Origin of the sequence: Xanthocytophaga flava (assembly GCF_030068545.1) — a bacterium.
GTDB classification, from domain to species: Bacteria; Bacteroidota; Bacteroidia; order Cytophagales; family 172606-1; genus Xanthocytophaga; species Xanthocytophaga flava.
In genome coordinates, this window is sequence record NZ_JASJOR010000002.1 from 545892 (window position 1) to 559140 (window position 13249).

At 39.7% G+C, this 13249-nt stretch carries 5 protein-coding genes; 1 reads left to right on the forward strand and 4 read right to left on the reverse strand.

The window, feature by feature from the left end; translation table 11 throughout:
• Positions 1–3: 3 nt before the first annotated feature.
• The 4 genes from QNI15_RS04975 to QNI15_RS04990 form a co-directional block, all read right to left on the reverse strand.
• The gene (locus QNI15_RS04975; protein ID WP_314030826.1) at positions 4–1635 is read right to left on the reverse strand and encodes a RagB/SusD family nutrient uptake outer membrane protein; all 1632 of its coding nucleotides are present in this window, start codon (positions 1633–1635) and stop codon (positions 4–6) included.
• A gap of 31 nt (positions 1636–1666) precedes the next feature.
• Positions 1667–4717: a SusC/RagA family TonB-linked outer membrane protein gene (locus QNI15_RS04980; RefSeq protein ID WP_314030827.1), complete on the reverse strand. Its 3051-nt coding sequence runs from the start codon at positions 4715–4717 to the stop codon at positions 1667–1669.
• 218 nt (positions 4718–4935) lie between these two features.
• Entirely contained in the window at positions 4936–6189 is a 1254-nt protein-coding gene (locus QNI15_RS04985; protein ID WP_313999120.1) for a DUF2264 domain-containing protein, read from the reverse strand.
• A 50-nt stretch (positions 6190–6239) separates the two neighbouring features.
• Positions 6240–8306, reverse strand: coding sequence for a glycoside hydrolase family 88 protein (locus tag QNI15_RS04990; RefSeq protein WP_314030829.1), 2067 nt, complete (start codon positions 8304–8306; stop codon positions 6240–6242).
• Between the two features lie 250 nt (positions 8307–8556).
• On the opposite strand from QNI15_RS04990, the gene QNI15_RS04995 reads away from it, so the two are divergent.
• On the forward strand, positions 8557–12822 hold the full coding sequence (locus QNI15_RS04995) for a hybrid sensor histidine kinase/response regulator transcription factor (RefSeq protein ID WP_314030831.1): 4266 nt from the start codon (positions 8557–8559) through the stop codon (positions 12820–12822).
• Positions 12823–13249: the final 427 nt, after the last annotated feature.

A 13249-nucleotide genomic window follows, 5' to 3' on the forward strand; every position in this document is an offset into this window, starting at 1 on the left:
TTTCTATTCGTATCCAGGATTCTGCTCTAATACAGCATCCTTGTTCAACTGAATTTCTGACAATGGAATCGGCATCAGCAAATGTGTACTGGTCAAACCTCTAAGCGGATTTACCGGATTGTTAGAGTTAAGGCGGGTAGCACGATCTACCAGAGTTTTGGTACGCATCAGTGTCATCCGACGGTTTTCTTCACCAATCAACTCACGTACCCGTTCATCCAGAATAAAATCAAGGGTGATATCTGATGCAGATACTTTTCCAACGGCTGGGTAATCCGGAAATGCCCGTTCACGTAATACATTGATACTAGCCGCAGCTTCTTCCAGTTTACCTTGCTTAAACTGTGCTTCTGCCAGCAACAGATAGGTTTCACCTAAACGCATCAGAATAAAATCTTTGATCATAGCATAGCCGAAGGTATCATTGGGGTCAAACTGGTACCACTTGGTTGTGTGTGGAGCAATGTTGTACAAGGTATCCGTACCTGTATAAGGTACAGGTTTGCCATATGTCGCAGGTTGTTTAGGATCATTATACACATATTTTCTTCGAATGCTATACTGGGAATTTCGTATGTCACCGGGTTGATATAAGTTATAGATAACCCAATTGCTTAATCGTAAACGTCCCAATGCACGACCACCTGTAGAGTCAGATAATGCCATACCTTTTACATTGTGATACGCAGCTCCCCAAACCCGGCGTTGCTGTGGGTTGTCAGTAATCCCTCCTACTACTGATGTAGGGTTTTCCTGCTCTAATACCCAGATTGCCTCTCTGTTTCCCTGTGCCCGACGCTGATTTCCATAAATAAACATATCTGCATAATAATCACCTGGATTGTTGACTTTTATCCCATATCGATTCTTAATAAGAGAAAATTGTCCACTACTGATAATAGCTTGCAGTTGTTCTTCAGCCAAAGCTGGTTCATCCATCCGCAGATAGGCTTCTGCTAGTAACTGCATTGCCATATACTTATTGGCACGACCATATAATTTACCTTTACTGTTCGATCTGACACTCTCAATATCCGGCAGATTTGCAGCGGCAAATTTAAGATCAGTCACTATCTGTTCATTTGTCTCTTCCAGTGAGGCTCTGACAAAATCGGTTTTGGGTCCGGTCAGGGCCTGTGTAATAAGCGGCACTCCGCCGAAACAAGTTGCCAACGTATTATAAGCATATCCTCTAAAGAACCGAGCTTCGGCGTTGATCAGATTTTTCCCTCCCTGACTGATACTTATTAATGTCGGATCTTCAACATTATTGATAATCTGATTGGTAAGATTGATCATAATATAACTCCGATTCCATGTACGGGTTGCTGCTGCGTTGTCAGGAGTCAATACAGTATAGTTATAATAGGGTATTTCTATTCCCTGCTGATTAGCGGTTGCATTAGCGACATCTGTCCCCACTTGCCAAACGCTAGGCCAGCCCTGCTGATCAGACCACGAGAAAATAGTACTGGTATGATTATATAATCCTATCAAAGAGGCATCAAAACCTAGTGAATCCTTTAAAGTAACAGGAGTATAGGAAGAGTATGGTTTTTCGTCAAGGAAAGCATCCTTACAGGAAGCTGTTATAACCATCACAGATAAGATCAGTAATTTTATATGTGTTTTCATTTTGCTCATAATAAATCTGTGGTTTCAGCAATTAACGAAGAGAGACATTTAAGCCAAATACAAATGACCTGGTAAGTGGATAGTTATTAACCCAATCACCTGATGAGTTAGAAACTCCTCTAGGCTGTTGGAATGCCTCTGGATCCCAACCAATCCAGTTGGTAAACGTGTACAAGTTCCTTCCACTAACATAAGCTGTCAGGCTCCCAAGATGGAGTTTGTCTATTATTTTCTGACCAAATACATAGCTTAATGTTACATCCTTGATCCGAGTATAGCTAGCATCAGAAGCATAGCCATAGCCACGAGGGTTCTTAAAGCCTAGTGAAGGACGAGTATTACTTTGATTTTCAGGAGTCCAGTAGCCTACATCAATAGGAGTATTTCGCTTTCCTGTTTCATCGGCATAAGTAAGATCTGCATTATTACGGGTTATGCCTTGTACAGTCTGAATGAATATGTTTAGATGGATATTTTTGTAATGGAATGTATTAGTAAATCCTCCTGTCCATTTTGGCGCTGTTTGCCCCAAAATCATACGATCATTATCAGGCGTTATTCTCTTGTCACCATTCAAATCTGCAAACTTCAGATCTCCAGGCACAGCAGTCGGGTCTACAGATCCAGGATCTTCACCAGTTTGCCAAATACCTTCCATCTTATAATCGTACACAACACCAATTGGTTTTCCAATAAACCATCGGTTTCCTACATCATCTTTTTTATCCCCATATATATCCAGAATACGGTTTTTATTGGAAGCAAAAACAATAGTTGACTCCCATTTAAAATCCCCTTTATCTATATTATGGGTGTTTAGAGTAAGTTCAATACCTGAGTTTGAGGTTTCACCTAAGTTGTCATACACATTTGAGTAACCTGTAATAATTGGAAGACTTCGTAAAAGTAGTAGTCCTTTTGTATTGTTTTTGTATATATCAATACTACCACTGATCCGATCATTAAACAAACCAAAATCAAGTCCTAGATTTCTACTTAGCGTTGACTCCCATCCCAGATTGTCATTTCCAAGGTTTCCGGCTACAACTCCAACGGAACTCAATCCGTTAAACGGCGATCGGGCAATAGTATTCTTAGTAATGGTTCCATAAACATTGATGGCTTCATTTCCTGATTTACCATATGAAAAACGTAACTTCAGATTACTGATAGGAGTCACGCTTTTCATAAAGCTTTCATTGATAATATTCCATCCAATGGCAGCTGAAGGAAACAACCCATATTTACTAGTGTTGGAGCCCATCACAGAAGAACCATCCCGACGTGCAGTCAACGTCAATAGATAACGGCTATTGTAAGAATAGTTAATACGACCCATTTGAGAATTCAGGCCATATCGATCAGCCATAGAAGCACTCGATTGAGTAGCACCTGCCCCTAAATTATTAAAAGACAACTGATCATTGGCAAAGCCTGTAGCATTTGCTTCTGTTTGGATATATCTCCGCTGCTGAGCGCTGTACAAACCTGTAAAGTCCAGATGATGTACCCCAAAGTCTTTGCTGTAAGACAGAATATTCTCCAGCACAAAACTATTGGTTTCAGAATTGAATGTTTTAGCCGTGCCCACATTATCATTAGCAGCCCGTCCTGTATAACTAGCTGTTCGGGCTGGTAGGTAGGTATATCCTAAATTCATACGGTATTTCAGTCCAGTAAGAAAACCTGAAAACTTTACTTCCGCATATGTATTCCCGTTCAGATTAGTACTTCTATCAATACGATCTGTGGTTAAACCCAATAATGGATTTGTATACAATTGCTCAGGTGCCATTGGAAAGATTTTGTAGGTTCCATCAGCATTGTATTTTTGCCCATAAGGACTCATAGCTGACGCATTCAAAAGATTGGCTCTACCTCCATCCCGGTTGTTATTGGCAATAAATAAAGAAGTTCCTATTGTCAGATAATCTGTTAATGTGACATCCAGATTAGACCGGAAGCTAACTCTTTTGTATTGAAACCCTTTCACTACCCCTTTCTGATCCAGATATTCCCCTGAAATAAAATATTTTACATTTGAAGCTCCTCCTGAAATACTTACATTATGATCCTGTAATATTCCTGTTTGGGTAGCTTCTTTAATCCAATCTGTTTCAATACCTGCATTGTAATTCTCAACTTCTCCAAAATTGGGAACCGGATCTGTCTTTGATGGTTCTACCTGAGCTCTGTAGTCTTTGTATTTTTGTACATACTCAGCGCCATTGCGAGGTTTGAGAATATGTGAAAAGTTTTCAATACCAGTATATGCATTGTATCTGATGGTAGGCTTTCCTGAAGTCCCTCGTTTTGTAGTAATCAGAATAACACCATTAGCTCCATTAACACCATAAATAGCCACAGCAGAAGCATCTTTTAATACTTCCATTGATTCAATGTCATTGGGGTTGATATCATTCAATGAACCTCCTGTCTTGCTCAAAGGAATCCCATCTACGACAACAAATGGCCCGGAATTGGCATTAATAGAATTTTGCCCCCGAATAATAGTTGAGGGCGCGGTACCAGGAACAGAAGAAGACTGAGTAATATTAACCCCTGCAACAGATCCTTGCACAGCTTGTAATACATTCGTAACTGGCAACTGAGAAAGACGAGCCTTAGGCACAGATGATACAGATCCTGTAATATCCGAACGTTTTTGGGTACCATACCCTACCACAACAACCTCGCTTAACGATTGCAAGTCAGGAAGTAACTTTACATCCACTGAAGTACGGTTGCCAACTGTTACCTCCTCGGTAGTATATCCAATAAAAGAGAAGATCAATACAGGATCTTTGGTTCCATCTGGTATAGTGAGTGAATATTTCCCTTCACTATTCGTAGTTGTACCAATAGAGGTTCCCTTTAACAAGATACTCACTCCTGGCAATATCTCTCCTTTGTCATCAGTAATAGTTCCTGTTACCTGGATATCAGCTACACTGGTACCAGTTTTTGATAAAGGCAATAAAGAGGTAGGTTTTGAAGAGCTTTTATGGCTTTCAGGAGCAAGAGCAAAAACTCTTTCAAACGGAAGCCATACACATAAGACTAGTAACCATCTGATTTTCATAGGCAACTTTAGATTTAAAATACAGTGATTTTGAAAAAAAATACTAACAGGTATACAATTTTGTATTCGAATAATTCAAATTTAAAGAAGCTTATTGGAGGCGCTGGGGGGAATTTTCGCCAAAAAAGGGGGGTAAATTAGAAAGAAGAAGATTTCTTTGAAGTAATAAGCCACTCTGAATCAAAATTTTATAATTTCAGAGTGGCTTATTAAGTAGTTTATCTCAAATCGGCACTGTGATCATTATGAAAATCCTCTCCACTCCAAATTTTCTGAGCACTCCATTTTGCAGCCGGACTAGCCCAGAAAGGATCAGATTCAGGTAAGCCTAAAGGCAAAAATATATTGGTACAGATGTATAAACTACCCTGATTATTGTAAAAATCAGCAATGTCTGGTTGAGAACCATACAAGCCAATGGTCAGCCATCCATCTTTGTAGGTAGATGGGCTCTCCAATGTTTTTTTGATCACAGCAGTCAATGCACAACGTACCTGTGCCGGACTCAACTGCTCAGGCAATGCTTTGCGCCAGGCCATATCTGCCAGGTGATGAAAAGCGGCACCCCTATACACAATTGACCGACCAGTAGCAGGATAGGTACCATCCGTATTAATCAGTCTTTCCTGAATAATAGCGTATCGTTCATTACGCTTCTTAATCTTCTCAGTCATAGAGTTGTAGGCATTTGTCTTCTGGCCAATGATGCTGGTAATAGCAGCCAGATAAGGATGTATTACATAGCTGTTATAATAATCAAATGCATAACTCACGCCATCTGTATACATCCCATCTCCTACATACCATTGCTCCAATTGCTGAAGGGCATAATCCACCCGCATAGGGTCCCATTCATAGCCATATTTACAGAAGAAGGCTTCTGTCATAGCCGAAAATAGTAACCAGTTTGAGAAAACGGGCTTAAATTTTCGGGTTGTTCGGAAAGAAGTTACGAGACGTTGTTTATCTGTAGCATTCATATTCTCCCATATCCAGGGAGCACGTATCAACGCATAAGCCAGATACGAAGCATCAACCAACTGCTGACCACCAATATCGAAACGCATATAATCTTTTGACGTAGAATCCAATGCATGCGAAATTCCTTCCAGCACCCACTGACGATATTGTTTTCGCAGAGCCACTTCGTCAGCACTACCACCCTCTAGTTGCAGCCAGGGAGCAATTCCACTCAATACCCGCCCAAGTACTTCCAGATATTGTACCTGTATCCGGTGATTCCGATTGTCAATCCGAACAGAGGTTACCTGTGGCATAGCTATCCGTAGGCTATCATGAGCCAGGCTGCGCACCATCGGTCTCACCATTTTATCCATTTCCTTTAACCAATACGCACGATCATTTAAGGGTTGAGTTTTTTTTGCATTTTGTTTCTTTTGAGCATATCCTGCAGTAGTTAGGATACCAGTCAGTAAAACAAGAAATAAAGAATAGAAATAGTATTTCTTCATAAGGTGAAATATTTTGAAATATAGAATACTAAAGATCTTGCAGCGAAAAACTACTTACTATTTTTCCGGTTGAGATAGCGGTACATTTCACATCCAGCCAACAGAAAAGCTCCTACTCCAAAATTGGAGGTTGAGTTCTTGTCAACCACTTGTCCTGGAATAGCCTTTTCTCCAATAGGCTGTACATAGCCTATTTTACCATCCGATTGTAAAGCAAACGTTGAAAGATATTGCCAGCTTTTCTGAACTACAGGTAAATAAGTTTTCTCATCCAGATAGCCATTGTTGATGCCCCACAGAAATCCATAGGTAAAAAAGGCAGTTCCACTGGTTTCAGGACCTGGAGCATGGGCAGGATCAAGCAGACTTCGGGTCCAGTATCCTTCGGGTTGCTGACACTTGCTAATTGCATCTGCCATACCTTTGTATTTAGTAATGTATTCCTGTCTGTGGGGATCGTTTGCAGGCAAATCTTTCAGTACCTTTGCCAAAGCAGCAAATACCCATCCATCACCCCTTGCCCAGAAATCCTTGTGTCCGTTTACACTCTTATGTTTGGGATATACATATTTTGCATCCCGATAATACAGCTTAGCTTCTGTATCATACATAATACTGTTAGCATAGGTAAAGTATTCATATAATTTATTCAGGTATTGTTTATTTCCTGTCTCCTTATACAATTTCGTCATCACAGGCATGACCATATACAACCCATCAGCCCACCACCAGTAATCTGATTTTGATGTCGACATTTCATACTCCATTACTTCCTTTGCACGAGCTATTCGGATAGAATCGTGTTTAAGTGTGTACAAATCAATATAAGTCTGAAAACAGATTTGCCAGTCACCAAACAAAACATAGTCATCCGTTTCACCATAGCTATATTTCCAGGTAGACTTATCTGGAGACTTAGCTCCTTTCCATTCATTATGTTCTGCCCATGCCTGAGAATAATGTCGGTATGCTTCCTCTCCAAATAAAAAATACGCTTCCATGTTTCCTGTATGATAGGCTGCATTATCCCAAAAAGCTCTCCCATGTATAGGGTTAGAAGTCTGCCAGTAGCTATTGACTTTATGAATAATAGATTTTACTTCTTGTTGGGCAGCAGGCAAAGGATTCCAGCCAGTAGTCAGATTCCATTCTTCTGTCCACTCAATAACCGGGCTGTTGTTCTCAAATGTAATCGGCAACCAAAGATATCGGCTATCTGTCAGGTTCTTTGGGTTCCATCTGTCTGCCATAAATATAAACGCATCTTTTTTCCCCTGCACTGGTAGAATGTAGGTTGACTGTCCATCAAATGTTTTCTCTGCCAATACACCTTTCATTGGATCTCCTACCATTTGCCAGGGGCCAAACAAAGATTTGGATGTATGAAGACTGGCACGATTGGGAGCCCATCCGGTACAACCACTAGTAATCAGATAATAGTCACCTTTGTATTTAAACAAGGCTGGGGCCTCCCGGTGTTCGCTGAATAACAACGTATCTTTCCGGGTAGCACTCAAAAAGTCATCAGATAACTTTACAATGCGCAAATCATAGTTATCACGAGCAGAATAAACATGATAAGCAGATCCATCCTCATCCACAAACAAAGTCATATCTCTGGACATGTGCCCATTAGGCCGAAAACTATGCAGATATTTATAAGGTCCTGTTACCCTATCACTCACTGCAATACCTACTCTTGCAGCACTATAGCCTTTACCAGGTAATTCCAGATGAAACCACATCACATACTTCTTTGTCTTGTGGTTATAGATCACTTTAGGTCGCTCCATCAAACCTGTAGTAGCTATTTCACTGGCAGGATCTGTAGACTTGGCTAATGCTATACCTTCATATTTCCAGTTATATAAGTCCCTGGACGAATATACATTCACACCTTCCGAAGCCTTTGCTCCTCTTTTCTCGCCAAACCAGTAATATGTTTTTTTATCATATAACAATCCTCCCCCATGTGCATTGATTAACGTTCCACTTTCATCATACCAACGTGCTCCTGGTTGAAAACTGGTTCGTTTTTTCAGAGAATCTTCAGGTAAGCCATCCGGTAAGTGCATAACGGATAGTTCTCCGCCAAAATGTTTCTTTGTATATCCCATACTATGAAATGAGATAGCTAAAAAACAGAGCAACAATAAATGAGGCTTCCTTAATTTTATGGGTAATACAATCATGTAGAAATAAAATTTGAGTAGGTAACGCAATTAACTATAGGTGCCCTGGAAAATAGAAAATACTGAAAATCAGATTTTTTTCAATCTATCATTTGAATTGTGCAAAAGTAAAGTCCCTAAAAAAACAGGCACGGATAGTTTTCGTCAAAAAAAGGGGGTAATTTAGTCTTATCGTATGAAGTATCTAGTTAATTATATTCTCTGTTTCCTCTGTATCTGTTGCATTCTCACAGAAGGTTTCCCTCAGAATAGCCCGGAAGAATTTAAGTTTGAACACATTACAGTAAATGAGGGATTGGCACATAGTGATGCTATGACTGTGGCTCAGGATAAACAAGGCTTTATCTGGGTTGGAACCAACAAAGGAATCAATCGGTATGATGGGTATACCCTGAAAAAATATGATCTCCCTCTCAATGACCAGACTGGTCTAGCCAGTAATCGAATTAAAGCGTTATACGTGAGTACAGATGGTTCGCTTTGGGTAGGTACAGAACGAGCAGGTTTATTTCGGTATGATGCAGGTAAAGATACATTTGTCAATATAAAGGATCACCTGAAAGACTCTGTCTATCACAATCTGGCTAGTATACTCAGTGCCTCTACCATTTCTTCTATCACCTCTGATTCTCAGGGCCGATTATGGGTAGGTACTGCCCGATATGGAGTATTTATGATTCAGGTCAACAACCAGAACTTCATTACAAATATTCGGCAAATCTATGTGAAAGATCCATCTCTTAAAACTACCTCCCCCTATGATTATTCAATCAGCCGAATTATAGCAGACAAACACAATAGACTTTGGATTGGAACTATCAGTAATGGTTTATGGAAAATTCAGATCGCAGACAATTATTCAGCTACAACCTCTCTTCAGGCAACAAAAGTTAACTCAGTCTCGGCCTACACGATCAGAAGTCTGCATATAGATAGACGAGGTGATCTATGGGTAGGCACAGGCAATCAGGTTTTATGGATAAGCAACAAGCATCTTTCAGATCCTTCGGATCTACAAGCAAAACCATTACAAAGAACATTTGGAGACATTGAAAGTCTGTATCTTGACTCCTTTAACCGTCTCTGGGTTGGCACCAATTTCGGTTTACTACTGGTAGGCGCAGGAGTATCAGAAAATGATAGACCTCCTGTTAATGAGTCTATGATTCATACATTTCTACCATTAGACACAGATCCTTATAGTATCAATTCAGTGCGAGTACATGAAATCATGGAAGATTGCTTTCATAATTTATGGCTGGCAACCTCTGCAGGTGGACTCAATCAGTTAAAACTAACTACCAAACCTTTCAATCAACTCCGTAGGCAACTATCGGGGCAGGATACTCCTGCCAATAATTATATCAACGCCATTTATCAGGATACACAAAAAAAGCTCGTATGGATTGGTACACGTAATGGCTTTGCCACCTACGATTTTTCGCAGAAACGTTATACTAACTACCTCAACCGGGCTCTTTCTGGTGATGTAAATGGAATTGATGTCACAGCCTTTTATGAAAGAAAAGATGGTACAATCTGGATAGGTACCCGTTTCCTGGGTATTTACATACTGGATAAAGAACATACATTACAAAAACTACCTGCTCTACCGGCCAATGAAATAAACTGGAACAATATAAGTATTGAGAAAATACTGGAAGATAAAAATGGATATATATGGATTGCAACATTTAATGCCGGGTTGCTTCAGTTTACACCACAAGGTACTTTTCTCAGATCATATTCTCTGCAAAACCAAAAGCTTCCTACAGATCAACTAACAGCCTTGTTGTATGAAAAAGATACCAACATCCTATGGATCAGCACCCGGGATGCAGGATTGTTAAAAACAAAATTAACAACTGACTCAATAAAGATACTTCACCACTTCCAGCATGAACCCAATAACCCGAATAGTTTACAAACCAATTATATATGGCCTCTGCTGAAAGATAAAAAGGGTAACCTTTGGATTGGTACTATAGGTGGAGGATTACATATGTTAACCACAAATGAGAAAGGAACAGAAGTCATAAAGAGCTATAGTCAATGGGTTCCTGAAACAGATGTAGAAAGCCTGCTGGCTGACGAAGCAGGTGACTTGTGGATTGGAGGAGCAGGTTTGTATCAGTTCAATACATCCACCAAACGCCTCATTCACTACGATGTATCCGATGGATTACAAAGTAACTCTTTTAAAGTAGGTGCAGCCTTCCATGCTTCAGACAGTACAATGTATTTTGGAGGCACAAACGGAATCACCTATTTTCGTCCACAGGCCATTCAGGATAATCCTTATCCTCCTCTGGTTCAGATTACAGGGTTACGTATCATGAATCATCTGGTTTCTGTGGGTGATAGTTATAATGATAGAGTTGTGATTGCCAAGCCTTTTTCCAAACCGCAGACTATCGAACTGAAAGCCTCTGAAAACGATTTTTCTATTGAATTTGCCGGTATAAATTATGACAATCCACAAAAGCATCAGTATGCATATATGCTCAAAGGATATAACTTCCGTTGGGTATATGCACCTCCAGGTCAACGGACAGCCAGCTTTTCTAACTTACCAGCTGGAACCTACCGTTTTATAGTCAAAGCCAGTAATGGAGATGGTATATGGTCAAACCAAAATACTACACTAACCTTTACCATACTTCCCCCCTGGTGGAGAACCTGGTGGGCTTATATACTGTATGCTTGTTGTATCGTTGGTGCACTGGCATTGTATCGTCGCATTACCTTAAAACAACAGGAGCTTAAAAACAAGTTAGCGTTTGAACATTTTCAATATGAGAAAGAAAAAGAAGTCAATGATCTGAAATTACGCTTCTTCACCAATGTATCCCATGAACTGCGGACTCCGTTAACACTGATATTAGGGCCGATGGAAGAACTGGTGACTGCAACAGGCCAACTGACGGGTCTAAAAGATAAGGTGCTTCTGATGCATAGGCAAACACGTAAACTACTGGATTTGGTAAACCAATTACTGGATTTTCGCAAAGTTGAATCCGGCAACATTTCACTTAAGGCTAGCAGACAAGATATTATTGGTTTTCTAACAGAAACATTCCTTATTTTTAAATTAAAAGCGGAAGAATTAAATCTGGATTATCAACTGGCAGTCCCCTTCCAGCCCGCATTTCTGTATTTTGATCGTAGCAAAATGGAGATTATTTTAACTAATCTCCTCTCCAATGCCTTAAAGTATACTCCTCCAGGAGGAAAGATTGTTTGCTCTGCCACAATAGCTGGTAATCCTAATGAAACAGCGATTATAAAAAATGGAGAAGTTCAGACTAACTATTTACTGATTACTATACAGGACTGGGGTATTGGGATGAAAGAAGAAGAGGTTGATAACATATTTGATCCTTACTATCAGGCATCCCAAACAGAGACATTGCGTATGATGGGTACCGGGATTGGCCTATCACTAGTAAAGCAGTTGGTAGAACGGCATGCAGGTAAAATCACTGTAAAAAGCCAACCGGGAGCAGGTACACTATTCACAATCAAAATGCCTTTTGGAAAAGACCATTTAACTCCTGATGATATTCGAAACGAATCTGTTATACATGAAGCAGAATATGAAATTTCAAATTCAGGAGAATTACCAGTAACAGAACAGCTACAGACATCGCTATCAGGATCACTACGTATTCTGTTGGTGGAAGACAATGAAGATGTTCTCCGTTATTTGCAGCAAATGTTTGAATCCAACTTCGAAATCTTTACTGCTCCTGATGGGCACGAAGGCTGGATCACTGCACTGGATACCTGTCCTGATCTGATTATCAGCGATGTTATGATGCCTCGTAGCGATGGTATGGAGTTATGCAAAAAAGTAAAACAGCATCCCAAAACTATGCATATTCCAGTAATATTACTCACTGCCCGGGCATCAGCCGTTCATGAACTGGAAGGGCTGGAAACTGGAGCAGACGATTATATTACGAAACCGTTTAATCCCAACATTTTATACGCAAAAGCTGATGCTATTCTGAGAAATCGATTTAAGCTTCGCACTTACTATCAACGTCAGATATTGCTCGAGCCTACCGAAGTAGTGATTCCAGATGAAGACAAACAGTTTCTTGAAAAAGCAATGAAAATTGTAGAGTCACGACTGAGTGAACAGGAATTCAATGTGCAGATTCTGGTACAGGAAATGGGTATGAGTCAGTCTGTCTTTTATCGCCGCATCAAAAGTATCACAGGCCAGACAGTAGTAGAATTTATCCGGGACATTCGCATGAAAAGAGCCGCCCAGCTATTAGCCCATACAACGCTGCGAATCTCTGAAATTGCGTTTGAAGTAGGTATTGAAGACAATAAATACTTCCGGCAATCTTTTCAGAAGATATATAACATGACTCCATCTGAATATGCTAAGCTTCATCGCAGAACAGAAAAAGAAGAGACTAATAAATAAAATCTTTTATTAGCCCCTCTATCTAGTAATCTCCCTTATTATGAAGTATTGCCGGCAAAATTATGGAGGGAGTCTGACAGTCGCATTTCCTGGAATAATCTAATTTTCCTATTGGTAAATTCTTTTCTTATTAATAGCCTTGGATATAACTATTGTCTTTATCTAATAACAGAGATACTTTATTCCATTTTATTTTCATCACACAATCTGAATTTCTAAAACAAACTTATCTGTAGAAAAAGTGTGATTATACCAAAACCACAATTCTACGTATGTTACTATTTAGTGTGTTTTTTATTATATTTACTACAATTATTACACAGGCAATAAGAAGCATCTTTCCTCTAAAATAATTCTTCCCGCATCAGCTACCTTTACAACCAACGATCTGTATATCAATACAATAAAGCTAAAGAACAATACAACA

Coding starts and splice junctions, on each gene's coding strand:
- QNI15_RS04995 (WP_314030831.1), top strand. CDS start 8,557: ATGAAGTATCTAGTTAATTATATTCTCTGTTTCCTCTGTATCTGTTGC.
- QNI15_RS04990 (WP_314030829.1), bottom strand. CDS start 8,306: ATGGGATATACAAAGAAACATTTTGGCGGAGAACTATCCGTTATGCAC.
- QNI15_RS04985 (WP_313999120.1), bottom strand. CDS start 6,189: ATGAAGAAATACTATTTCTATTCTTTATTTCTTGTTTTACTGACTGGT.
- QNI15_RS04980 (WP_314030827.1), bottom strand. CDS start 4,717: ATGAAAATCAGATGGTTACTAGTCTTATGTGTATGGCTTCCGTTTGAA.
- QNI15_RS04975 (WP_314030826.1), bottom strand. CDS start 1,635: ATGAAAACACATATAAAATTACTGATCTTATCTGTGATGGTTATAACA.